The sequence below is a fragment of the Candidatus Bipolaricaulis anaerobius genome (assembly GCF_900465355.1).
Classification (GTDB): Bacteria; Bipolaricaulota; Bipolaricaulia; order Bipolaricaulales; family Bipolaricaulaceae; genus Bipolaricaulis; species Bipolaricaulis anaerobius.
Genome location: NZ_LS483254.1, coordinates 633,880 through 655,169, shown reverse-complemented (window position 1 = coordinate 655,169; position 21,290 = coordinate 633,880). Strand labels below are relative to the sequence as shown.

The 21,290-nt window shown below is 67.7% G+C and carries 31 protein-coding genes; all 31 read right to left on the bottom strand.

All coding sequences use genetic code 11. The annotated features are described in order from the left end of the window. Positions 1-12 precede the first annotated feature (12 nt). The 31 genes from infA to hpf all read right to left on the bottom strand — a co-directional run bounded on the left by infA (position 13) and on the right by hpf (position 21,238). Positions 13-231: a translation initiation factor IF-1 gene (gene infA / locus BARAN1_RS03275; protein ID WP_122030885.1), complete on the bottom strand. Its 219-nt coding sequence runs from the start codon at positions 229-231 to the stop codon at positions 13-15. Further along, the gene (gene map, locus BARAN1_RS03270) at positions 213-989 is read right to left on the bottom strand and encodes a type I methionyl aminopeptidase (protein WP_122030884.1); all 777 of its coding nucleotides are present in this window, start codon (positions 987-989) and stop codon (positions 213-215) included. Before map ends, infA begins: the two co-directional genes overlap by 19 nt. After that, positions 986-1,609 carry an adenylate kinase gene (locus BARAN1_RS03265; protein ID WP_122030883.1) on the bottom strand — a complete coding sequence of 208 codons (624 nt, stop codon included), beginning with the start codon at positions 1,607-1,609 and terminating at the stop codon, positions 986-988. Before BARAN1_RS03265 ends, map begins: the two co-directional genes overlap by 4 nt. Further along, positions 1,606-2,898 carry a preprotein translocase subunit SecY gene (secY, locus tag BARAN1_RS03260; RefSeq protein ID WP_122030882.1) on the bottom strand — a complete coding sequence of 431 codons (1,293 nt, stop codon included), beginning with the start codon at positions 2,896-2,898 and terminating at the stop codon, positions 1,606-1,608. Before secY ends, BARAN1_RS03265 begins: the two co-directional genes overlap by 4 nt. Then, a complete protein-coding gene (rplO, locus tag BARAN1_RS03255; RefSeq protein WP_122030881.1) occupies positions 2,899-3,378 on the bottom strand; it encodes a 50S ribosomal protein L15 in 480 nt (159 codons plus the stop codon). Then, the gene (rpsE, locus tag BARAN1_RS03250) at positions 3,362-3,874 is read right to left on the bottom strand and encodes a 30S ribosomal protein S5 (RefSeq protein ID WP_122030880.1); all 513 of its coding nucleotides are present in this window, start codon (positions 3,872-3,874) and stop codon (positions 3,362-3,364) included. Before rpsE ends, rplO begins: the two co-directional genes overlap by 17 nt. Continuing rightward, positions 3,874-4,236 carry a 50S ribosomal protein L18 gene (gene rplR / locus BARAN1_RS03245; RefSeq protein WP_122030879.1) on the bottom strand — a complete coding sequence of 121 codons (363 nt, stop codon included), beginning with the start codon at positions 4,234-4,236 and terminating at the stop codon, positions 3,874-3,876. Before rplR ends, rpsE begins: the two co-directional genes overlap by 1 nt. Positions 4,237-4,241: 5 nt before the next feature. Next, complete coding sequence (gene rplF, locus BARAN1_RS03240) at positions 4,242-4,787, bottom strand: 50S ribosomal protein L6 (RefSeq protein ID WP_122030878.1); 546 nt, start codon at positions 4,785-4,787, stop codon at positions 4,242-4,244. 4 nt (positions 4,788-4,791) lie between these two features. Continuing rightward, entirely contained in the window at positions 4,792-5,202 is a 411-nt protein-coding gene (gene rpsH, locus BARAN1_RS03235; RefSeq protein ID WP_122030877.1) for a 30S ribosomal protein S8, read from the bottom strand. A 10-nt stretch (positions 5,203-5,212) separates the two neighbouring features. Next, positions 5,213-5,398 (bottom strand): type Z 30S ribosomal protein S14, encoded by a 186-nt coding sequence (locus BARAN1_RS03230; RefSeq protein ID WP_122030876.1) that lies wholly within the window; start codon positions 5,396-5,398, stop codon positions 5,213-5,215. Positions 5,399-5,406: 8 nt separating this feature from the next. After that, positions 5,407-5,940, bottom strand: coding sequence for a 50S ribosomal protein L5 (rplE, locus tag BARAN1_RS03225; protein ID WP_122030875.1), 534 nt, complete (start codon positions 5,938-5,940; stop codon positions 5,407-5,409). 4 nt (positions 5,941-5,944) lie between these two features. Next, positions 5,945-6,253, bottom strand: coding sequence for a 50S ribosomal protein L24 (gene rplX / locus BARAN1_RS03220; protein ID WP_122030874.1), 309 nt, complete (start codon positions 6,251-6,253; stop codon positions 5,945-5,947). A 15-nt stretch (positions 6,254-6,268) separates the two neighbouring features. After that, positions 6,269-6,631, bottom strand: a complete 363-nt coding sequence (gene rplN / locus BARAN1_RS03215) for a 50S ribosomal protein L14 (RefSeq protein WP_122030873.1) — start codon at positions 6,629-6,631, stop codon at positions 6,269-6,271. Positions 6,632-6,635: 4 nt separating this feature from the next. Continuing rightward, on the bottom strand, positions 6,636-6,881 hold the full coding sequence (gene rpsQ, locus BARAN1_RS03210; RefSeq protein WP_122030872.1) for a 30S ribosomal protein S17: 246 nt from the start codon (positions 6,879-6,881) through the stop codon (positions 6,636-6,638). Then, entirely contained in the window at positions 6,874-7,065 is a 192-nt protein-coding gene (gene rpmC, locus BARAN1_RS03205) for a 50S ribosomal protein L29 (RefSeq protein ID WP_122030871.1), read from the bottom strand. The genes rpsQ and rpmC overlap by 8 nt, the downstream gene beginning before the upstream one ends. After that, a complete protein-coding gene (gene rplP / locus BARAN1_RS03200) occupies positions 7,062-7,490 on the bottom strand; it encodes a 50S ribosomal protein L16 (RefSeq protein WP_122030870.1) in 429 nt (142 codons plus the stop codon). Before rplP ends, rpmC begins: the two co-directional genes overlap by 4 nt. Before the next feature lies 1 nt (position 7,491). Beyond that, a complete protein-coding gene (gene rpsC, locus BARAN1_RS03195) occupies positions 7,492-8,154 on the bottom strand; it encodes a 30S ribosomal protein S3 (protein ID WP_122030869.1) in 663 nt (220 codons plus the stop codon). Beyond that, on the bottom strand, positions 8,154-8,495 hold the full coding sequence (rplV, locus tag BARAN1_RS03190) for a 50S ribosomal protein L22 (RefSeq protein WP_122030868.1): 342 nt from the start codon (positions 8,493-8,495) through the stop codon (positions 8,154-8,156). The genes rpsC and rplV overlap by 1 nt, the downstream gene beginning before the upstream one ends. Positions 8,496-8,508: 13 nt before the next feature. Further along, positions 8,509-8,790 carry a 30S ribosomal protein S19 gene (gene rpsS / locus BARAN1_RS03185; protein WP_122030867.1) on the bottom strand — a complete coding sequence of 94 codons (282 nt, stop codon included), beginning with the start codon at positions 8,788-8,790 and terminating at the stop codon, positions 8,509-8,511. Next, complete coding sequence (gene rplB / locus BARAN1_RS03180) at positions 8,791-9,612, bottom strand: 50S ribosomal protein L2 (protein WP_122030866.1); 822 nt, start codon at positions 9,610-9,612, stop codon at positions 8,791-8,793. A gap of 6 nt (positions 9,613-9,618) precedes the next feature. Then, entirely contained in the window at positions 9,619-9,915 is a 297-nt protein-coding gene (gene rplW, locus BARAN1_RS03175) for a 50S ribosomal protein L23 (protein WP_122030865.1), read from the bottom strand. Continuing rightward, complete coding sequence (rplD, locus tag BARAN1_RS03170) at positions 9,908-10,549, bottom strand: 50S ribosomal protein L4 (protein WP_122030864.1); 642 nt, start codon at positions 10,547-10,549, stop codon at positions 9,908-9,910. Before rplD ends, rplW begins: the two co-directional genes overlap by 8 nt. Continuing rightward, positions 10,542-11,162, bottom strand: coding sequence for a 50S ribosomal protein L3 (gene rplC / locus BARAN1_RS03165; protein WP_122031764.1), 621 nt, complete (start codon positions 11,160-11,162; stop codon positions 10,542-10,544). Before rplC ends, rplD begins: the two co-directional genes overlap by 8 nt. Before the next feature lie 8 nt (positions 11,163-11,170). Continuing rightward, positions 11,171-11,479, bottom strand: coding sequence for a 30S ribosomal protein S10 (gene rpsJ / locus BARAN1_RS03160; protein ID WP_122030863.1), 309 nt, complete (start codon positions 11,477-11,479; stop codon positions 11,171-11,173). After that, positions 11,472-13,553, bottom strand: coding sequence for an elongation factor G (gene fusA / locus BARAN1_RS03155; protein WP_122030862.1), 2,082 nt, complete (start codon positions 13,551-13,553; stop codon positions 11,472-11,474). The genes rpsJ and fusA overlap by 8 nt, the downstream gene beginning before the upstream one ends. Before the next feature lie 28 nt (positions 13,554-13,581). Continuing rightward, a complete protein-coding gene (gene rpsG, locus BARAN1_RS03150) occupies positions 13,582-14,055 on the bottom strand; it encodes a 30S ribosomal protein S7 (RefSeq protein WP_420196458.1) in 474 nt (157 codons plus the stop codon). Continuing rightward, on the bottom strand, positions 14,056-14,433 hold the full coding sequence (rpsL, locus tag BARAN1_RS03145) for a 30S ribosomal protein S12 (protein ID WP_122030861.1): 378 nt from the start codon (positions 14,431-14,433) through the stop codon (positions 14,056-14,058). Between the two features lie 32 nt (positions 14,434-14,465). Continuing rightward, a complete protein-coding gene (rpoC, locus tag BARAN1_RS03140) occupies positions 14,466-19,394 on the bottom strand; it encodes a DNA-directed RNA polymerase subunit beta' (protein ID WP_157959427.1) in 4,929 nt (1,642 codons plus the stop codon). 28 nt (positions 19,395-19,422) lie between these two features. Next, positions 19,423-19,650 carry an FmdB family zinc ribbon protein gene (locus tag BARAN1_RS03135; protein ID WP_122030859.1) on the bottom strand — a complete coding sequence of 76 codons (228 nt, stop codon included), beginning with the start codon at positions 19,648-19,650 and terminating at the stop codon, positions 19,423-19,425. A 65-nt stretch (positions 19,651-19,715) separates the two neighbouring features. Next, on the bottom strand, positions 19,716-20,672 hold the full coding sequence (locus BARAN1_RS03130; protein WP_157959426.1) for an adenine nucleotide alpha hydrolase family protein: 957 nt from the start codon (positions 20,670-20,672) through the stop codon (positions 19,716-19,718). A 50-nt stretch (positions 20,673-20,722) separates the two neighbouring features. Next, complete coding sequence (gene hpf, locus BARAN1_RS03125; protein ID WP_122030857.1) at positions 20,723-21,238, bottom strand: ribosome hibernation-promoting factor, HPF/YfiA family; 516 nt, start codon at positions 21,236-21,238, stop codon at positions 20,723-20,725. Positions 21,239-21,290: the final 52 nt, after the last annotated feature.

The window sequence follows — 21,290 nt, the reverse complement described above, 5'->3', positions numbered from 1 at the left end:
CTCGCCTCCTATTCACGTCTCACGGTACACGATCCGTCCCCGGGTGAGGTCGTAGGGGGAAAACTCCACAACCACCCGATCCCCGACCACCACCCGAATGAAGTTCTTCCGCATCCGGCCTGAGGCCACGCACAGCGCATCGTGATCGTTGTCCAGTTTCACCCGGTACATCGAGTCGGGCAGGACCTCCGTCACCTCTCCTCGCGCCCGGATCACGTCCTTCTTCGACAAAACGCCTCCCAAATCCCACCCGTCAGCACTGCGGGCCCGTCCGGGGTCACCGCGATCATCTCCTCGTAGTGCGCGGCAAGTGACCCGCTCGCCGTCACGGCCGTCCACCCATCGTCCTTGATGTGAACAGGGAGATCATCCCCCTTCACCATCGGCTCCGGGCAGAGGACCATCCCCTCCCGCAACACCGCCCCCTGCCCCCCCTCTCCGAAGTTCGGGATCTGGGGATCCTCATGGAGCTCCCGGCCGATGCCGTGGCCCACGAACTCCCGCACCACGTACAACCCATGGCGGCTCACATGCCGGCCGATGGCGTGAGAGAGATCCGAAACGCGAGCGCCAAGTTTAGCGGCTCGGATCGCATCCTGCAAGGCACCGCGGGTCACGGAAAGCAACCGCTCCGCCTCGGGCGTGATCTCCCCCGCGCCCACCGTCAGCGCCGCGTCCGCCACGTACCCCCCCCGCGCCAGGCCGAGATCGAGCGACACGATGTCGCCTGCTTTGATCCGGCGCGAGGAAGGGATGCCGTGAACGATCTCTTCGTTCACGGACACGCACAGGCTCGCCGGGTACCCATGGTATCCCTTGAACGCGGGACGGGCCCCTGCGGCCCGGATCCGCTCCTCCGCGAACCTGTCAAGTTCCGCGGTCTCCACGTCCGGCTCCACGTGAAGCGCCACCTCAACCAGGATCTCGGCGAGAAGTTGGGCGTTCTCCGCCACAACCCTCAGCTCGGCCTCCGTCTTGAGGGCGATCACGAGCGAAGGACCCGGATCACGTCGGCCACCACAGCCTCCGGAGGCCGGGCCGCATCCACGGATACGAGCAGCCCCTGACGGGCGTAATGCTCGATGAGGGGGCGGGACTCCCGCTCGTACACCTCGTACCGGTGCGCCACCACCTCCGGCGCGTCGTCAGGCCGCTGGCGGAGCTCTCCGCCACACCGGTCGCAGCGCCCCGGGGTGCGCGGGCGCTGGGTGACGAGGTTGTACACCGCCCCGCACGACGCGCACACCCGCCGGCTCCCGAGCCGCCGCACCACCTCATCCTTCCCCACCGCGAGGTACACCACCACATGCACGGGGAGGAACTTCGCCAGGCCGTCGGCCTGGGCTAGCGTGCGCGGGAACCCGTCCAGGAGGACCCCCCCCCGCCCGCGAACCCTCTCCCGCACCATGGCCAGCACCACCTCATCGGGCACGAGCTCCCCGCGATCCATGAACCCGCGCGCTTCCTTCCCGAGCTCCGTCCCGCGCGCCACCTCCTCCCGCAGCACATCCCCGGTAGAGAGATGGAACAGATTCAGCTCTTCGGCCACCCGCACCGCGATCGTCCCTTTCCCTGCGCCCGGCGGACCGAGGAGGACCACGTTCCTCACAGGCCCTTCCTCCCCAGGAACGCGGAGCCCTTGATGAGGGACTCGTACTGACGCATCACGAGGTGGGCCTCGATCTGCATGATCGTGTCAATGCCCACCCCGACGAGGATGAGGATTGAGGTCCCGCCGATCGAGAACCCCTGCAAGCCAGACACAGCGGAGAAGATGAACGGGAGGACGGCGATCCCCGCCAGGAACACCCCACCCACGAGGAGCAACCGGTTCGTCACCGAGCCCAGGTAGTCCGCTGTCGGTTGCCCGGGCCGAACCCCGGGTACGAACCCGCCGGCCTCGCGCAGGTTCTTCGCGATGTCGTTCGGATCGAACACGAGCGATGAGTAGAAGTAGGTGAAGAAGAAGATGAGGAGGACGTAGGCCACAAGGTAGATCGTGCTTCCGGGGGCCACATAGCTCTGGAGCCAGTTCAGTTGGGGCACCCACGTCGCAATCGAGCTGGGGAGGGTGAGGATCGCCGAGGCGAAGATGATCGGGATGACTCCCCCTTGGTTCACCCGCAACGGAAGATGGGTCGTATGCCCCCCATACACCCGCCGCCCCGAGGTGCGCTTGGCATACTGGATGACGATCTTCCGCTGGCCCTGCTGAACGATCACCGTCAGCGCGATCACGGCCACAAATAGCACGATCAGCCCGATCCCCCACAGCGGGTGGACCGTTCCGGCCGAGATTTCGAGCGCCGCCTGCTGGATCTCCGCGGGGAGGCGGGCCACGATCCCGGCCATGATCAACATCGAGACCCCGTTCCCAATCCCGTTCTCCGTGATCCGCTCCCCCACCCACATCAGGAACACGGTGCCCGCGGTGAGGGAGATGATCGTGCTCAGGTAGAAGCCCACCGACGGTTGGGCTAACCCGTACTGGATCACCAGGACGCCCATCGCGTAAGACTGGACCAGCGCCAGGGCCACCGTCCCCCACCGCGTGTACTGGGTCAGCTTCCTCCTCCCCTCCCGCCCTTCCTCCTGGAGCTTCTTCAGGCGGGGGAACACCGGGATGAGGAGGGAGAGGATGATCGAGGCATTGATGTACGGGATAACGCCAAGCGAGAACAATGAGAACTGCTGCAGTGCCCCGCCCGTGTACATGTTGATGAACTGGAACAGGCCCGCTCCAAATGCGCCCGCGAGGACATCCGCAAGCTTGCTCGTGTCCACCCCCGGCACGGGGATATGGGCGCCGATCCGGAACACGAGGAGCATCCCCAGGGTGTAGAGGATCCGCCGTCGTAGCTCCTCGATCGCGAACACCTGGCGAATGCGCCCCAGCACCTAGGCCTCCTCGCCCGGGTCCGCCACGGGCTGCGTGGTCTCCGCGCGCCCACCGGCGGCCTCGATCTTCTCTTTCGCCGTCCGGCTGAACCGATCAGCCCTCACGACGAGCGCCTTCGTGAGCTCCCCTTCGCCCAGGACCTTCAGCCCACACTTGGGGTCCTTGATCAGGCCGCGGTGGGTGAGCACGGCAAGCGACACCTCGTCGCCCGCCTCGAACCGGGCATCGAGCTCGCCCACGTTCACCACCGCGTACTCGACCCGCGCCACGTTGTGGAACCCGCGCTTAGGGAATCGCATCCAGAAGGGCGTCTGCCCTCCCTCGTACCCGGGTCGCACCGTGACCCCGGACCGCGAGTTCTGGCCCTTCGTCCCCTTCCCGGACTCGTGGCCGCCGTGGCCGGAGCTATAGCCCCGCCCGACGCGCTTCTTCCCCCGCTTGCTCCCCGGGGTAGGCCGCAGGTTATCGAGTCTCTGCATCTTCGACCTCCATGATCTCCGCCACGGTCTTCCCCCGTCGGGCTGCGACCATCTCTGCCCCCTCGATCTGCCTGAACCCATCGAGGGTAGCCCGCGCCAGGTTGAGCGGGTTCGTGGAGCGGAGGGCCTTGGTGAGGATGTCGCGCACCCCGGCGATGCGGCACACGGCCCCCACCGTCCTCCCTGCGATGACGCCCGTGCCCGGGTAGGCCGGCCGGAGGAGGACCTTGGCGGCCCCAAACTGACCCCGCACCTCGTGGGGGATCGTCCCATTCTGCACGGAGACCGTCACGAGATGCTTCATGGCATCGCGAATCGCTTGCTGAACGGCCTGGGGGATCTCGACCGACTTCCCCACCCCCACCCCGACCTGGCCCGCGCCGTCGCCTGCAACGACCACGACGCGGAACCGAAGACGCTTCCCGCCCTTGGTGACCTTGCCCACCCGGCGGATGTCGATGACCTCATGCGCTGGTTGCTCCGGGTACCTCGCCATCAGAACTCTAGCCCCCCCTCCCGGGCCGCCTCGGCCAGGGCGCGAACCTTGCCGTGGTAGGGATAGCCCGAGCGATCGAACACCACCTCGCGGATGCCGGCCGCGCGCGCCCGCTCCGCCACGATCGCCCCCACGGCCCGCGCCCCATCCACGGTATTGCCCACCCCGCGCTCCCGCACGGCCGCACACAGCGTGGACGCGGACGCGATCGTTCTTCCCTGGGCATCATCCACAACCTGGGCGTAGACGTGGTGGAGGCTCTTGTAGACACAGAGGCGGGGACGGTCCGCGGTCCCGTGGATCCGGCGCCGGATGCGGGCCTTCCGCTTAAGCCGATGGTCGGCGCGTGTTGTTCTGGCCATAACCGTCACCCTTTCGCCCCCAGTTTACCTGCCTTGCGCACGATCTCCTCCCCCCGATAGCGAATGCCGGTGCCGCGGTACGGCTCGGGCGGGCAAAACGCGCGGATGTCCGCCGCGACCTGGCCCACCAGCCGGTTGTCGATCCCGCGGATCACGATCCGAGTGGGCTCGGGAACCGAGAACTCGATCCCATCGGGGACCTCGTACCGCACCGGGTGGGAGTACCCCAACTCCATGACGAGGGCGCGGCCCTCGGCGCGGGCGCGGTACCCCAGCCCTTGGATTTCCAGTTCCTTCTGCCATTTCTCGGTCACACCGCGCACCATGTTCGCGATGAGCGCCCGGTACAGGCCATGGCGAGCCCGGAACGGGGCGCGTTCAGCCTTCCGCTCCACGCGCACCTCCCCGTCCGCGACCTCGATCGCCACGAACTCCGGCTCGTACGGGCACTCCAGCGTCCCCTGGGGACCGCGGACAGTGACCCGCCCCGGGCGAACCGTGACCTCGACCCCCGGCGGGATGCGGATGGGCTTCTTCCCAATCTTGGACATCGTCTCACCACACCTCGTACAGAAGCTCGCCGCCGATCCCGCGCCGCCGCGCCTCGCGGCCGGTCATGATCCCCTGCGAGGTGGAGAGCACAGAAGTCCCCAGGCCCCCCCGCGTGTTTGGAATCTCGTCAGCGCCCACGTACACCCGCCGCGCGGAGGTGCTGACCCGCCGCAGCCCCTGGATCGCCGGGCGGCGGAAGCGGGTCCCCTCTCGCTTGTACTTGAGGGTGAGGCGGAGGGTGGGGAAGGGCTCGCCTTCGTCCACGGTGTAGGACTCGATGTACCCTTCCTCTGCCAGGATCCGCGCGATCTCCACCTTCATCCGCGACGACGGCATCGTCACCTCGGTCATGGACCGGGCGAGCGCGTTGCGGACCCGAGCGAGCATATCGGCAATGGGGTCGTTCACCGTCATCCGTTCCTCCTCACCACGCCGCCTTCTTCACGCCCGGGAGCTGCCCGTCCAGCGCGAGCTTGCGGAAGCAGAGCCGGCACAGGCCGAAATCGCCGATGTACGCCCGCGACCGCCCGCACAGCCGGCACCGGTTGCGCTTGCGCACCGCGTACTTCGGGCGCCGGTTCGCCTTCTCAATCATGGCCTTGCGCGCCATCTTCCCTCCTATTCCTTGCGAAACGCACACCCCAGCGCCGCGAGGAGCGCCCTGCCCTCCCGGTCCGTGCGCGCCGTGGTCACGATGGTGATGTCCATCCCCTGAGCGCGGACGACGTCGTCGTAGGAGATCTCCGGGAACACCATCTGCTCCGAGAGGCCGATCGAGAAGTTCCCGCGCCCATCGAACGCATCCGGAGAAACCCCCTTGAAATCGCGGATCCCAGGAAGGGCGACGTTGAACAGCTTGTACAGGAACTCGTAGGCCCGCGGCCCGCGCAGGGTCACCATGCACCCAATCGCATCCCCTTGCCGGATCTTGAAGTCCGAAATCGCACGCCGGGCCCGCGTCACGACAGGCTTCTGCCCTGCGATCTGCCCGAGGTTCGCCATCGCCCCCTCGAGGACCTTCGGGTCGTCATGCTTGCCCACGCCCATGTTCACCACGACCTTCTCCACCCGCGGGACCTGCATCACGTTGGCATACCCGAGCTCCTTCATGAGCTGCGGGACGATCTCCTCACGGTACTGGGTGTAGAGCATGGCGCTAGAACGTCGCCCCACACTGCTTGCAGCGACGGAGCTTCTGCTGCTCCACCACGGCCACGCCCAGCCGGCTGGGGGCACCGCACTCCGGGCAGATCACCTTCACCTTCGATAGGTGAACGGGGGACTCCCGCTTGATGATCCCCGGCTCGCGCACGGCCTGGGTTGGGCGCTGGTGTTTGGTCACGATGTTGACCCCCTCCACCAGGACCCGGCCCTTCTCCGGGAAGACCTGGAGGACCTTGCCGACCTTCCCCCGGTCGTCGCCTGAGATGACCTTGACCCGATCCCCTTTTCGCACCTTCCGCATCGCTCCTCCCGCTCCCTACACGACCTCCGGGGCGACCGAGATGATCCTCATCATCCCCCGCTCCCGCAGTTCACGTGCCACAGGCCCGAACACGCGCGTCCCCAGGGGCTGCAACGTTTTGTCGACGAGCACCACCGCGTTGTCATCGAAGCGGATCGTGCTACCGTCCTCGCGGCGAAACGCGCCCCGCGTCCGGACCACCACGCCCCGCACGATGTTGCCCTTCGTGAACTCCGAGGTCGGAATCCGCTTCTTGACGGAAGCGACTACGATATCGCCGATCTCGGCCGCGCTCTTCTTGCCGAGCACGTTGATACACTCCACTTCCTTGACCCCGGTGTTGTCGGCCACCGTGAGCCGTGTCGTTGGGAAGATCATCGTCTCACCCTTCCGCGCGGCGCACGATCTCCACGAGCCGCCACCGCTTGAGCGTGGATAGGGGGCGCGTCTCCTCGATCCGCACGATGTCCCCCACCCGCGCCTGGCCGGCCTCGTCGTGCGCATAGTACTTGGTCCGCCGCCGCTGCCGTTTCCCGTAGAGGGGGGCCTCGACGAGGCGCTCCTCGAGCACCACGATCGTCTTCATCATCCGGTTGCTCACTACCCGGCCAATCCGTTGTTTACGCATCTTCCCGTTCCTCAAGCACGGTCAACGCGCGGGCGATGTCGCGCTTCGCCTTCCCGATCTCCGCCGTGTTCGTCAGTCGACCTGAGGCGAGCTGGAACCGCAGCGTGAACAGCTTCTTCTTCCCCTCGGCGACCCGCGCGCGCAGCTCGTCCGTGGAAAGATCCCGCAGCTCCCGGGCCTTCATCGCTCCCCTCCCAACTGGAACCGCACCTTGAGCTGGGTCGGGATGGGCAGCTTGCACGAGACACGGCGATGGATCTCCTTGGCCTCGGCCTCGGTCACGCCGGAGAACTCGAACATGACCCGCCCCGGCCGCACCACGGCAACCCAGTTCTCGACCGCTCCTTTCCCCTTGCCCATCCGCGACTCGGCGGCGATCTTCGTGTAGGGCTTATCGGGGAAGATCCTCACCCAAACCCGGCCGCGATGCGTGCCGCGGGCGAGCGCGGTCCGCACGGCCTCGATCTGCTGGCTCGTGATCCACGCCGGCGCCAGGGCCTGGATCCCGTACTCCCCGAACGCGACCTCCGCCCCCCGGCTGGCGATCCCCTTCATCCTCCCCCGCTGCTGTTTGCGGTACTTCGTCCGCTTGGGAAACAGAGCCGGCATCTCACTTCACCTCCGACCCGGAGCGGTCGGACATGGACCAGACCTCGCCGCGGAACACCCACGCCTTGACCCCGATCACCCCGTACTTCGTCCACGCCTCGGCGAGTCCGTAGTCCACATCAGCACGTAGGGTATGGAGCGGGACACGCCCCTCCTTCATCTCCACCGACCGCGAGATCTCGGCTCCTCCGAGGCGCCCCGAGATCCGGATCTTGGCCCCTTGGGCCCCCGCGGCGATGATCCGGCGCAACGTCTCCTTCATCGCCCGGTATGGGTTGATCCGGTTCTCGATCTGAAACGCGACATCCTGGGCCACAAGGGGAGCCTCGAACTCCGGGCGCTCGACCTCCATGACCCCGATCCGCACCTCACGCCCGACCTCTCGGGACAGCCTCTCCTGGAGGGCCGCGATCTCGGCACCTCCCCGCCCGATGATGATCCCGGGCCGAGCGGCGCGGATCGTGACCGTCACCCGCCCCTCGGTCGTCCGCTCGATAAGGGTCTCGGCGAGCCCTGCCCCCTTGTACGCGTTGTGGATCTCCGCGCGCAGGCGGCAGTCCTCCGCCACGTACTCGGGGACCAGGGCGTCGGGGGCGAACCAGTTCGAACGCCACTTCCTGAGGACCCCAATCCGGAATCCGACCGGATGCGTCTTGTGACCCACTACTCCTCCTTCTCCGCCACGGCCACGGTAATGTGGGCCATCGCCCGGCGCACGATATCGGCGCGCCCGAACGCTCGCGGGTTCAGCCGTCGGACCCGTGGCCCTTCATCCACCACGGCGCGCACCACGAACAGCCTGTCCACATCCATCTCGAAATTATGCTGAGCGTTGGCCACCGCCGAGTCGAGGACCTTGCGGATGAACCGGCTCGCCTTCTGCGGCGATAGGGCCAAGATCTGCCGCGCCTCAGCCACGGGCTTGCCCCGGATCTCGTTGATCACGAGCCGCGCCTTGAGGGGGGACATCCGCACAAAACGCGCTCTGGCTATCGCTTCCCGCATCCCGTCACCTCGATCACTTCGGAACCGCGGTCTTCTTCTTCACGCCGCCGTGGCCACGGAACACCCGCGTTGGCGCGAACTCGCCCAGGCGGTGACCGATCATGGCCTCGGTCACCCGGACCGGGACGTGCGTCCGGCCGTTATGGACGCGGATCGTGATCCCCACCATCTCCGGCGTGATCATCGAGCTCCGGGACCAAGTGACGATCTCCGCGATCTCCCCGCGCTTGACCTTGGCGAGCTTCTCCAGGACGTCGCGGGCTACAAAGGGTCCCTTCTTCCTCGACCGCGCCATCTACTCCCTCCTCTTGAGGATCTTGGCATCGCTCGCCTTGTTCTTCCGCGTCGGAACGCCCCGCGCGAGCTTCCCCCACGGCGTCTTCGACGGCCGACCCTCCCCGGTGCGGCCCTCGCCGCCTCCGTGCGGGTGATCGTCCGCGCCCATCGCCACCCCTCGCACGCTCGGCCGCCGCCCGAGGTGGCGCACCCGGCCCGCCTTGCCGTGCCGCACGTTCTTGTGGTCGGGATTGCTCACCCGCCCCACGGTGGCCATGCACGCCACGTGGAACACGCGGATCTCACCCGAGGGAAGGCGGAGGATCGCCCGATCCTCCTCGCGCCCGAGGAGTTGGGCCGCTGTCCCGGCCGCCCGCGCCACCTTCCCCCGCGAACCGGGGTAGAGCTCCACGTTGTGCACGAACGTCCCGGCCGGGATGCGCCGGAGGGGCAATGCGTTGCCCGGCTTGGGCTCCGCGCTCTCCCCCGCCTCAACCACGTCCCCCACCCTGAGCTCCAGCGGGGCAAGGATGTAGCGCTTTTCCCCATCCCGATAGTGAAGAAGGGTGATCCACGCCGACCGGTTGGGATCATACTCCACGGACACGACCCGCGCCGGAACCCCGTGCTTCTCGCGGGCGAAGTCCACCCACCGGTAGCGGCGCTTGTGGCCGCTTCCCTTGTGGCGCGTGGTGATCCGCCCCTGGTTGTTGCGGCCGACGCTGCGGGCGAGCGGGGCGACAAGCCCCTTCTCCGGCTTGTCCCGCGTCAGCTCCCCGTAGTCGGGGGCCACGGCGTGGCGCTGCCCTGGCGTAACTGGATTGAGCTTCTTGAGGCCCATTCTAGCTCACCCCACGATGTCGATCTTGTGACCGGGGGCGAGCTGGACGATGGCCCGCCGTTCCCCCCGCGTCCGCCCGTGGCGTCGGTCGAGCCGGGTCCGGCGCGGTTTCCCGGACCGGTTCATGACCCACACCCGCTCCACCTTGACCCCAAACAGGCCTTCCACTGCGGTACGGATCTCGTTCTTGCCGGCATCCGCCGCCACCTCGAACGTGTACTTGCCCTCTTCCATCCCCCGCCACGTCTTCTCCGACAGGACCGGGCGTAGGATCACATCTTCCAGATAGATCTCCCTACCCATGGCTCAGCCGCCCCTCCAGTGCCCGCACCGCTCCCTCCGTGAGGAGGATCCCGTCGTGGGCCAGCACGTCGTAGGCCGTGACCGCATCCGCACGGATGCAGGTCACGCCGGGGATGTTGCGGAACGAGTTCGCCACGGGGATCCCGTACTCCTCAGGAGCGACGACGACCAGCGTCTTCGCTGGGCAGCCGAGCCGCCCCAAAAGGGCGATCGCGTCCTTGGTGCGCGGCCGGTCGAACCCCATGCGGTCCACAACCCACACCATCTCCCCCCCGTAGCGGGAGGAGAGGGCCGCCGCCAGCGCCTTCCGCCGCATCCGCACCGGGAGCGCAAGCGACCACTCCCGCGGCTGGGGGCCGAACGTCACGCCCCCATGGCGCCAGAGCGGGGATCGCGTCGAACCGTGGCGGGCCCGGCCCGTGTGCTTCTGCGCCCACGGCTTCCGCCCCCCACCGGAGACCTCGCCCCGCGTCTTCGTCGCCGCCGTCCCTTGACGCTTGTTGAGGAGCTGGATCCGTACCGCCCGGTGGAGAAGGTCCGCCGACACAGGAGCGCCGAACACGGCCTCCGCCACCGCCGCTTCGGTCGGCACCCCTTCCGGATCGTTGAACCGGTGAATGCGAACGTTAGGCATCGTGCTTCCTTATCCGCAGCGCGCCCGACCGCGGGCCGGGGACCGATCCCCGCACGACGAGCAACCGCCGACCGCTGTCGACCGCCAACACTGCCAGGTTCCGCACGGTGACCCGCTGGACGCCGGCGTGGCCGGGGTACTTCCTCCCCTTGACGACCTTCGTCAGCCCGCGCCCCGCCGCGCCTGGCCGCCGGAACCACTTGTGGCCGTGGGACCGAGGCCGGGAGTGGAACCGCCAGCGCTTGATCGTTCCCTGGAACCCCTTCCCCTTGGAGATCCCGGTGACGTCCACCATCTCCCCGGCCGCAAACAGGTCCACGCCGACCTCCGTTCCGGGGGAGAACCGGCTCGGATCATCCACCCGCACCTCGTAGAGGTGCTTGCGGGGGGGGATGCCGATCTTGCGGAACTGGCCAAGGATCGGTCGCTTCACCTTGCGCTCGGCCACCGCGCCAGCACCGAACTGAACCGCAGCGTACCCGTGCCGGTCCGGGGTCTTGACCTCGACGACGACCGAGGGTTCGACCTCGATGACCGTGGCCGCCACCGCCCGCCCCTCCCCGTCGAACCACTGCGTCATCCCGACCTTGCGACCGATCAGCTCAAGTGGCATCTCGTCCCTCACAGTTTGATTTCGATGTCGATCCCAGTGGGGAGTTCCACTTCCATGAGCGCGTTGATCGTAGCCGCGGTCGGTTCCTTGATGTCGATCAACCGTCGGTGGACCTTGCGTTCGAAGTGCTCCATGGATCGCTTGTCCACGTGAGGCGAGCGGAGGACCGCGTACAGACGTCGTTCGGTGGGGAGCGGGATCGGGCCGCTCACCTTGGCGCGGCTCGCCATCGCGGTGTCCACGATCTTGCGGACAGCGGCGTCAACGAGCTCGTGGTCGTAGCTCTGCACCTTGATCCTGATCTTTTCCCTAGCCATCGTATCCTCGACTCCTCAGCACCTCACGCGCGATCCCTGGGGGCACCTCGTCGTAACGGGTCACCCGGAGGGTATGAACCGCACGTCCCTGGGTCAGGGACCTCAACTGGGTGGCGTACCCGAAGGTCTCCCCCAAGGGAATGGCACAGCGGATGACTTCCACCACCCCTCGGGTCTGGATGGACTGGACCTCGCCTCGGCGACGACCCAGATCCGAAACCACCTCACCGAGATACTCGGTGGGCGTGATTATATCGCCCTCCGCAACGGGTTCCAGGAGGAGGGTCCCTCCCTCCTCGAGCGCGCGGCGCAAAGCTTGGGTCCCACACGCTTCAAACGCGACTTCAGACGAGTCCGCGGGGTGCGCCCGGCCGCCGTGGAGCACAGCCCGCACGTCGGTCACCGGGAACCCCCCCACCGGGCTCGCCCCGAGCCCTCCCTCAATTCCCCGCCGCACCGCGTCCACGAACTCCGGCGGGAGGGTCTCTGCCGGGACAGGAGCGCGGAACTCGAACCCCGCCCCCCGGGGAAGGGGCTCAAACCGGACGAGGACCTTCGCGTACTGTCTCCGGCCAGCCAGCACCTGGTCCCACTCCTCGGTGACTTCCAGCGGACGGGCAAGCGTCTCCCGGTACGCGACGATCGGCTTCCCCACCCGATGCGGGACCCCGAACTCCTCCCGGATGCGCCGCAGCTGGACCTCGAGTTGCAGCTCGCCCATCCCCCCCACCAAAATCTGCCGCGTCGCCTCGTCTTCGCGCACCTGGAACGTCGGGTCTTCCTGCGCAATGCGGTCGAGCGCCTCCCGAAGAGGTCCCTCCTCGCGCTCGGAGCGAGGCTCGACGGCGAAGAACACCACCGGATCGGGAAACGCGATCCGCTCCAGGAGAAGGGGATGCTCCGGATCGGAGAGCGTCTCGCCGGTGAACACCGGGCCGGAGGCGATCACCCCCACGATGTCCCCCGCCGTGACCTGCGCCAGGCGTTCGCGGTGGTTGGCGTGCAGGCGGAACAGACGCACCAAGCGCACCTTGCGCCCAGAAGTTGCGTTCAGCACCACCTCGCCCTCCGCCGCGGTCCCGGAGTAGACGCGCGTATAGAGGAGCCGATCGGCATAGGGATCGCTCGCCACCTTGAACACGAGCGCCGCGAACGGCTCATCAGCCGAGGCGCGGCGGAACTCCGGATACCCGCTCGCGGTGAAGCCTTGCACCGGCGGCACGTCATCCGGGGAGGGGAGGAAGTCCACCACCGCATCCAATACCGGTTGGACTCCCACGTTTTCGAGGACCGCGCCCCCCAGGACGGGCACCCACAGCCGGCCGATCGTCGCCTGCCGGAGCGCAGCGACCATGTCGCCCGGGGCAACGTCGCCATCGGCCAGGTACTGCTCAGCGACGGAATCCGATACCTCGGCCAGCTTTTCCAGAAGGCGTTCCCGCCATTCCGTGGCCTCGCCCTCCACCTCGGGCGGGATGGGCAGGGCCTCAACCGTCCGGCCGAGGTCCGCGGGGTCCCAGCGGAGGGCGGCCCACCGCACGAGGTCCACCATCCCCAGGAGCCGCCCCTCGCGATCCCGCCAGGGCACGACGAGCGGCAGCACCGTCGCCCCAAGCTTGTCCACCATGTCCTGCACCGCCCGCGAGAAATCGGAGCCCACCCGATCGAGCTTGTTCACGAAGGCCAGCCGGGGGACCCGGTACCGATCGGCCTGGCGCCACACCGCCTCGGACTGGGATTCCACGCCCTCCACGCCGGAGAAGAGGACCACTGCCCCATCGAGGACCCGCAGGCTGCGCTCCACCTCCGCCGTGAAGTCTACGTGGCCTGGGGTATCAATGATGTTGATCGCGTGCCCATTCCACATGGCGGTCGTCGCCGCCGCGGTGATGGTGATGCCCCGCTCCCGCTCCTGATCCATCCAGTCCATCTCGGTGGTCCCCTCATGGACCTCGCCCATGCGATGGATCTTCCCCGTGTAGTAGAGGATGCGCTCGGTGAGCGTGGTCTTGCCGGCATCGATGTGGGCGATCACGCCGATGTTGCGGATCTTGCGAACGTCACTCTCCGCCATCAGCGTGCCCCGAGGATGCGGAGGGCGCCTACCAGCGGTAGTGGGCGAACGCCCGGTTCGCCTCGGCCATGCGATGGGCTTCCTGCCTCTTTTGGTAGGCCCCACCCTCGCCGCGGGCCGCAGCGGAGATCTCGCCCGCCAGCCGCTCGGGCATCGTCCGCTCGGAGCGGGCCCGTGCCGCCTGGACCATCCACCGCAGGGCGAGCATCGTCTGCCGGTGCGCGGGGACCTCAAACGGCACCTGGTACGCAGCTCCCCCCACCCGACGGGAGCGGACCTCGATCTTGGGCATACAGTTCTGCACAGCCTTGAGGAACGTATCCAGCGCCGGACCCTCCCCCCGGCGGTCGAGGAGGTCGAACGCCTCGTACACCGTGCGTCGGGCAAGCGACTTCTTCCCGTCCCACATCACGTAGTTGATGAGTTTCTCCACGAGCTTGGAGCCCTGGCGAACGTCGGCCGCTACATCCCGACCCGGGATGACGACATCGAATGTGGGCACCTAACCCTCCTTGGGACGGCGCATCCCGTACCGGGACCGGCCCTGGCGGCGGCCCTCCACGCCTGCGGCATCGAGCGCCCCGCGGATGATGTGGTACTTCACGCCGGGGAGGTCCTTCACCCGTCCGCCCCGCACCAGGACGAGGGAGTGCTCCTGGAGGTTGTGCCCCTCGCCGGGGATGTACGCCGTCACCTCGCGCCCGTTCGACAGGCGGACCCGCGCCACCTTCCGCAACGCGGAGTTCGGCTTCTTGGGGGTGCGGGTGAACACGCGCAGGCATACACCGCGGCGCTGGGGGCAGCCGGCGAGAGCCACGGACTTGCTCTTCGACCGCTGCGGCTTCCGTCCATAACGCACAAGTTGATTAAACGTCGGCATATCTCCTCATCAGCGATTCTAGGTTCCCCTACCTACGGTTTCAACTCCGGGGAGGCCGGAGCGTTTCGGCCAGGGAACCCCGTACCCACGGGGATCCTCTTCCCCACCATCAAACAGGGCTTCAGCCCATCCAGGTAGTCGTCTTCTCCGCGCAGGGCAGCATCGGCGAGCACCTTCGTCGTGCGCTCGAACGACGCCGCCGCGAGCCACGACTTGCGGAGGAGGGCCGCCCGGGAGATGCGGAGGAGCTCCCGCTCCCCCTGCGGGATCCGGTACTCAAGGAGGCGCACCGTCTGCGCCTCGCCGTGGATCTCGACCCGGGCCTGCCGAACGCCAAGGGCGATCGCCCGGTCGAGGGCCTCGCGGGTGATCGTCTCCCCCGCCTCCGCCACGGTGGCCCCTCCCCGGGCGAGGGGGGCGAGGAGCTTGGCCCCGATCAGATCATCCCGGCCGCGACGAATCGCCTCGTTCTCCTCGGCGAGCCGCCGCACCTCGCGCTGGAAGATCTCCAACGGGACCACGTCGTTCAAGAGAAAGGTGGATTCCCCCGGATCCACGATCCGCACGTTGTTCAGGATCTGCCGGATCACGACCTCGAAGTGCTTATCGTTGATGTCCACCCCCTGGGACTTGTAGACCTTCTGCAGCTCGACGAGGAGGTACTCGCGGGTCTTCTGGACGCCGGCCACCTCCATCAGGTAATGGGGGGGGATCACGCCCTTCGACACCGGTTCGCCGCGGTCGATCTTGTCCCCGACCCGCACGATCGTCCCCTCAGCACACTCCACCTGCGCCCGGTAGCGGACGCGGACCGTGGCCACCTCGTTCGCCGTCTCCACGCGGTCCACCAGCACCACCTCGCCCGGGGGGAGGGTCACCTGGAAGAGCTCCTGGCCCTCCCGCACCGGCGCACCGTGCTCCACCATCGGCAGGAGGTCGGGGGTGATGGGGGCGATCACGGCCCGGCCCTTCCCCGCCACCACCGCCACGGAGCGCGGCCCGATGAGGACGGTCCCCGCCGTGTCGGTGCGAAGGACGAGCGGCCGCGACCGGGTGGCGAGCTTCTTCCCCGCCTCAACCTCCTCTCCATCCTGGACCAGCACCTGTGACCCGTACGGGATCTCGTACGCGCGCGTCTCGCCCCGTTCCCCACGGACGATGACCCGCCTCATCCCGCTCTCCTGCTGGAGCGTGATCCGACCCGAGATCTCGGCAACCGGTGCCTCGATGTGGTACTCCGTGGTCAACGCCTCGTCTTCCTCCACCGTCGCCCGGTGGGCGACCTTGATCTCGGCCTCGGGGGGAACGATGTACATCCTGTCCAGTCCAGCCTCATCAAGCACAGCCAGGTACCGTTCCCCGTCCTCCTCGAACAGGAACACCCTCCCCTCGATCGGGCTACACAGGGAACGGAACTTCGCCACGTCCACTTCCTCCCCCTCGGCAACGTGGACGAATATGCGGGGCAGGACGACGGTATGGGGCTCGGACGTGATCTCCACCACCTCGCGGCCGGAGCGGGTCGTCTCGATGTGGGTGATCCGGCCGGAGAGAGGGGCCACGGTGGCGTGGGGCGCCTTCGTCGTCTTGCGCGCCTCAAAGAGCTCCTCGGCACGGGGCAGGCCCTGGGTGATGTCCAGCCCCGCCACGCCGCCGGTATGGAAGGTCCGCATCGTGAGCTGGGTGCCCGGCTCGCCGATGGACTGGGCAGCGATGACCCCGACCGTTGTCCCCAGCTCTACCAGCCGGTGGAACGCGAGGTCGAGGCCGTAGCACATCTGACACAGCCCTCCTGGGGTCTGGCACAGGGCGGGGGAGCGGATCACGATCTGCGGTCGGACCCGCACCTCGCGAACCCCCGCCCCCCGCAGTTCGTCGAGGAGCTCCGGGGAGAGGCCTTCGCTATCCCGCACGAGGAGCACGCCCGTTTCGGGGTGGTAGAGGTCGCCCACCGTCTTGCAGAAGCCGACGCGGTCCTCGATCCCCTCCCCATCGAGCGCGAGGGACACCTCGAGCGTCCCCACCCGCTGCGCAGTCTCCCGATCCAGGATCACCCCGGCCTCGACGAGGATCTCCCCAGTGGCGGGATCCCGGATCGGCTCCGCAGTCACCCGCCCGTAGATCCGATCAGGGATGCCCTCCATCACCTGCCCCTGAGGCGCGAAGTAGAGCGGATCGATCTCCACCCCCTGGCGGGTCCCACAGTCCTGTTCCTTCACGATCGCGTCCACACAGGCGTCCACCAACCGCCGGGTGAGGTACCCCGCGCTCGCGGTGCGCAGCGCGGTGTCGGCCGTGCCCTTCCGCCCGCCGTGCGTGGAGATGAAGTACTCCAAGATCGACAGCCCCTCGCGGAAGTTCGAGATCACGGGCCATTCGAGGACCCGTCCCTGGGGGTCGGCCATCGGCCCCCGCATCCCCGCGATCTGCTTCACCTGACCGGCCGAGCCACGGGCCCCGGAGGCGACAATGGCATGGACCGGGTTGAACGGCTTCTGTGACAGGTTCGCCATCGTGGCCTTCTCCACTGCATCCACCGTCTCCCGCCACACCCGCGTCACGGCTTGGTAGCGCTGCTCCTCCGTGGCCAGCCCCCGCGCGTACATCCGGTTGATGCGCTCCACCTGCGCCTGGGCCTCCTCCACCAGGGCAGCCTTCTCCGGAGGGATCTCGCAGTCCGGCACAGCGATCGTCAGCCCCGACAGGGTCGCGTAGCGGAACCCCAAAGTCTTCAGCTCATCCAGGACCTCCGCGTTGCGCTCCCAGCCGTAGCGGAGGTAGCACTGCTCGAGCACCGTCCGCACCCGGCGGGCGTCGAACGTCGCCCCGTAGTCGCGGAGATCGGGGGGGAGAGCCTGGTTCAGGATCGCCCTCCCGAGCGTGGTCTCCACGATCCCCCCGTCGATGCGGATCCGGATTGGGGCGTGGAGGCCGACCGCGCCGTGGTCGTAGGCCTTCAGCGCCTCGTCGATCGAGCGGAACGCTTTCCCCTTCCCCACGCCGTCCGGGTCGAGGATCGTCAGGTAGTAGAACCCGTACACCTGGTCCTGGGTGGGAAGCGCGAGCGGCCGCCCGTGGGCCGGGGAGAGGGTGTTCCGCGCGGACAGCATCAGCTCCCACGCCTCCTGGACTGGCTCCTTGCCCAACGGGAGGTGAACGGCCATCTGGTCGCCGTCGAAATCGGCGTTGTAGGACGGGCAGACGTGGGGGTGGATGTGGATCGCATCCCCATCCACAAGCACCGGTTGGAAGGCCTGGATCGAGAGGCGATGCAGGGTGGGCGCGCGGTTGAGGAGCACCGGATACTCCTGGATGAGCTGATCGAGGGTGTCCCACACCTCGGGCAGCCCGCCGGCGAGCGCCTTGTTCTTGATCTCATCGTAGTCGGCATAGGGGAGGTTCTCCAGGCGGGCGAGGATGAACGGCTTGAACAGTTCGAGCGCCATCTTCTTCGGGATCCCGCACTGGTGGAGCTTGAGCTCGGGATCAACGACGATCACCGCCCGGCCGGAGTAGTCCACCCGCCGGCCGAGGAGGTGGCGGCGAAGGCGCCCTTGCTTCCCCTGGATCCGCTCGGACAGGGATTTGAGGGGGCGGTTGTCCCGGCCGCGGATCGGGTTGTCCTTCTTCTCGTTGTGGATGAGGGCATCCACCGCCTCCTGCAGCATCCGCCGCTCGTTGCGGAGGATGATCTCCGGGGCCCCCATCTCGCGGAGCTTCTTCAGGCGGTTGTTGCGGTTGATGATGCGCCGATAGAGGTCGTTCAGGTCCGTGGTCGCAAACTTCCCCCCCTCGAGCTGGATCATCGGCCGCAGGGCAGGGGGGAGGACGGGGATGACCTCGAGCACGAGGTCGCCAGGGTTGTTGCCGGATTGGCGGAGCTGGTCCACCACTTCCAGGCGGTGAAGGATGCGTCGCCTCTCCCCTTGGTTCACCGTGTGATCGAGCTCCTCCCGCAGTTCATCGGCGAGCGCGTCCAGGTTCAGCGCCCCCAGCAAGCGCTTGATCCCCTCCGCTCCCGTGGTGGCCTCGAACCCGCCCGGGAAGCACCGCTCGTAGGCCCGCGCCTCCAAGGTGGATAGCTCCTGGCCCAACCGCAGGGGGACGTTCTCCCCCACCCGCACCACGAGGTGGGCGAGGTTGTCCACGACCTCCTGGATCGGGGTCCCCTCCACCCCCTCGTACCGCGCGCGCAGCATCTCGAACATCGTCTGCGAACACAGCTCGCCCGCCGGCCGCTCACAGAGGGTCTCCCCGGCCTCGACCGTATCCCCATCCTCGACGAACACCTCGGCGTCGGGCGTCACCGGGTACTCGTGGCGGCCGATCACCAGGGCGCGGAACGCCTCCCCATTGGCGAGCTTCCGCACCTCGATCTGGACCTCCCCCCCCTCGTCGGCCACCACCCGCGGCGCCTTGGTGATGAGGTAGGCCTGTTCCACCTGGAACGTGAACGCGGTCGCCAGGATGCGGACCTCCGTCCCGTAGAGCGTCTCCCCCTGTCGCACCTTGGGGGACCCCGATTGCGTCACAACGAACAGGTCCTCACGGGACGTCTCCGTCTCGTAGTACGCGATGCGTCGCAGGTCCCGCCGCTTGATCCCCAAGAGGCGGGACAGGGGGCTCGCCACCCCCTTCAGGTACCAGAAGTGGACCACCGGGCTCGCCAGCCGGATGTGCCCCATGTTCACCCGGCGCACCGCGGAGTCGGTGACGAGGACCCCGCACTTGTCGCACGTGATGCCCTCGTACTTCTTGCCGCGGTATTTGCCGCACGTGCACTCGTAGTCGTTCTCCGGACCGAAAATCTCCTCAGCGTAGAGCCCGCCGCGCTCGGGCTTGTGGCTGCGGTAGTTGATGGTCTCGGAGTTCGTCACTTCTCCCCGCGACCAGGAGAGCATCTCCTCGCTCGAGGCCAGCCCTAGCCTGATCCGCCTGATGTCATCCCCGGAAATAGCCACTCCACATCACCTCAAAGGCCGAACAGGCCTACTCCCCATCCGTCGCACCGTCGGACGAAGCGCCCCCCGACCGCGCCCGTCGGTAATCCGTCGTATAGAACCCACTCCCCTTGTACACAACGCCGAACCGCGGCAGGAGCCGCGTCACCTCCGATGCGCCGCACCCGGGGCACCGCACGAGGGCCCGATCCTGAACCCCACGCAGCTCGCGAAACTCGGTACCACAGCGGGAGCAGCGGTAACGATAAATGGGCATAATCTCTCCTCCTTATTGCGCTCCTGGGGTGTCCCGTCGCACCAACCGGCCAATTATAGGTCCAACTACGACAAGATCAAGGCTGGCGCCGGTCTCCCATCAATGGGAAGCCGCATCTGGTGGGTCTCCGCCTCCAATTCGCAGCGGAACCGGACGACCCATGCCGGGGCGCGGGGGAGCCCCGCGGCCTCCGCCATCCGCTCCGCAGCGGCGGCGATGATCCACGCCCGCTCGTCCGGGCTCTTCGCCATCCAGGGGGCGCGGACCAACGCCAGGGGTGAGCGCGGGATCTGCACGTAGAGGCGAACATCCGACGGCAGGAACAGGGGCTGAAGGCGGGTCTGCTCCTCGGCCGTCCGCGCCACGACGACCTGTGCCTCCCTCCCCAACTGGTAGAAGTGCTCAAACCGGAGGAGCTGGACCAGGTTCTCCGTGAGGGGAGTCTCTGAACCCACGTCCCGCAGCCGACGCACGAGCCCCCCGTCGGTGAGGAGGCATTCCCGGTCGTCCTCCCAGGGGACAAGGCCCAATTCCCGGGCCAGCGCGGCGAGCGTTCCCGCCAGACCATCTCCCGCCGTGAGAGCCTGGAACACGCTCCCTCCCATCTTCCCCGTGGCATGGGTTGGAGGCAGGAGGCGGGCGGACAGAGGGCGCAGCACCCGCCCCGCAAGCCCCGCTGCCCGATCCAGGTTCACGAGCTCCTCCACGCCCAACCCGCCCTTCCCCACCACCTCCCCCGTCACCACGAGGTCGGCATGGAGGCGGCGGACCAGCCGCCCCACCCGATCCAGGAGGAGGCGCCGACATGCCCCGCACGGGAAGGAGGGCTCGCTGCCCCGCTGCCCCAGGGCGAGGAAATCCCGCTTCAGCGTGATGGACTGAAACCGCCGCCCGCCCACCGACCGCTGCGCGCGGAGGACGACCCCCTCCTCGCCCAAGAAGAACGGGGACCGAAAATAGACGAGGCGCAGATGCGTGACCCCGGCTTGCTCCGCCAGCCGTACGGCGACGGTGCTCGCCACACTCCCCGAGTACAAAGCGACCGCTAGCGTCCGTCCTCCTTACGCATCATCTAGCGGCGGGGGACCACGAGGCCGTACAGGCCGTCCCCGCGGTGAAACAGGACCGCGGGCTGGTCGTCGTCAGCCTGGAAGAACACGAGGAACTCCCGCCCACTTCGCTCGAGCTCGCGCACCGCCGCCTCCGGGGTGAGGGGCTCCCGTACGTAGTCGTCCACGAGCTCGATCTGCGGCCCCGACGTGACCTTGCGCCCCGCGGGCGGCGTATGCCCGGTCTTGCGCGACACCCGCAGGCGCTCCTTGTACCGCACGAGCTGGCGCTGCATCTTGTCCACCGCTTGGTCAATGGAGGCGTACATGTCGTTCGTCTCCGCCTTGGCCTTGACCACCTTGTGGTTGACGAGGTACCCCATCATCTGCACCCGCTGCAGCGGCCCTTCGACCTCCAAGATGACGTCCAACTTGAGGATCCGATCGAAGTAGCGGGAGAGGGCTTCTACCTTCTTCGCGACGTATTTGGGGACGGCATCCGAATCCGAAGCATAACGTTCCTCGACGTGCAGCCTCATGACAGGAACTCACCCCCCGGGTCTTCCGCATCCTACCACACTTAAGGGCGGA

Excerpts from the sequence above, each read along its gene's own strand:
- rplO (WP_122030881.1), bottom strand. The coding sequence starts at position 3,378 with ATGCAGAGACTCGATAACCTGCGGCCTACCCCGGGGAGCAAGCGGGGG.
- rpsE (WP_122030880.1), bottom strand. The coding sequence starts at position 3,874 with ATGGCGAGGTACCCGGAGCAACCAGCGCATGAGGTCATCGACATCCGC.
- rplR (WP_122030879.1), bottom strand. The coding sequence starts at position 4,236 with ATGGCCAGAACAACACGCGCCGACCATCGGCTTAAGCGGAAGGCCCGC.
- rplF (WP_122030878.1), bottom strand. The coding sequence starts at position 4,787 with ATGTCCAAGATTGGGAAGAAGCCCATCCGCATCCCGCCGGGGGTCGAG.
- rpsH (WP_122030877.1), bottom strand. The coding sequence starts at position 5,202 with ATGACGGTGAACGACCCCATTGCCGATATGCTCGCTCGGGTCCGCAAC.
- BARAN1_RS03230 (WP_122030876.1), bottom strand. The coding sequence starts at position 5,398 with ATGGCGCGCAAGGCCATGATTGAGAAGGCGAACCGGCGCCCGAAGTAC.
- rplE (WP_122030875.1), bottom strand. The coding sequence starts at position 5,940 with ATGCTCTACACCCAGTACCGTGAGGAGATCGTCCCGCAGCTCATGAAG.
- rplX (WP_122030874.1), bottom strand. The coding sequence starts at position 6,253 with ATGCGGAAGGTGCGAAAAGGGGATCGGGTCAAGGTCATCTCAGGCGAC.
- rplN (WP_122030873.1), bottom strand. The coding sequence starts at position 6,631 with ATGATCTTCCCAACGACACGGCTCACGGTGGCCGACAACACCGGGGTC.
- rpsQ (WP_122030872.1), bottom strand. The coding sequence starts at position 6,881 with ATGCGTAAACAACGGATTGGCCGGGTAGTGAGCAACCGGATGATGAAG.
- rpmC (WP_122030871.1), bottom strand. The coding sequence starts at position 7,065 with ATGAAGGCCCGGGAGCTGCGGGATCTTTCCACGGACGAGCTGCGCGCG.
- rplP (WP_122030870.1), bottom strand. The coding sequence starts at position 7,490 with ATGCCGGCTCTGTTTCCCAAGCGGACGAAGTACCGCAAACAGCAGCGG.
- rplV (WP_122030868.1), bottom strand. The coding sequence starts at position 8,495 with ATGCGGGAAGCGATAGCCAGAGCGCGTTTTGTGCGGATGTCCCCCCTC.
- rpsS (WP_122030867.1), bottom strand. The coding sequence starts at position 8,790 with ATGGCGCGGTCGAGGAAGAAGGGACCCTTTGTAGCCCGCGACGTCCTG.
- rplB (WP_122030866.1), bottom strand. The coding sequence starts at position 9,612 with ATGGGCCTCAAGAAGCTCAATCCAGTTACGCCAGGGCAGCGCCACGCC.
- rplW (WP_122030865.1), bottom strand. The coding sequence starts at position 9,915 with ATGGGTAGGGAGATCTATCTGGAAGATGTGATCCTACGCCCGGTCCTG.
- rplD (WP_122030864.1), bottom strand. The coding sequence starts at position 10,549 with ATGCCTAACGTTCGCATTCACCGGTTCAACGATCCGGAAGGGGTGCCG.
- rplC (WP_122031764.1), bottom strand. The coding sequence starts at position 11,162 with ATGCCACTTGAGCTGATCGGTCGCAAGGTCGGGATGACGCAGTGGTTC.
- rpsJ (WP_122030863.1), bottom strand. The coding sequence starts at position 11,479 with ATGGCTAGGGAAAAGATCAGGATCAAGGTGCAGAGCTACGACCACGAG.
- fusA (WP_122030862.1), bottom strand. The coding sequence starts at position 13,553 with ATGGCGGAGAGTGACGTTCGCAAGATCCGCAACATCGGCGTGATCGCC.
- rpsL (WP_122030861.1), bottom strand. The coding sequence starts at position 14,433 with ATGCCGACGTTTAATCAACTTGTGCGTTATGGACGGAAGCCGCAGCGG.
- BARAN1_RS03135 (WP_122030859.1), bottom strand. The coding sequence starts at position 19,650 with ATGCCCATTTATCGTTACCGCTGCTCCCGCTGTGGTACCGAGTTTCGC.
- hpf (WP_122030857.1), bottom strand. The coding sequence starts at position 21,238 with ATGAGGCTGCACGTCGAGGAACGTTATGCTTCGGATTCGGATGCCGTC.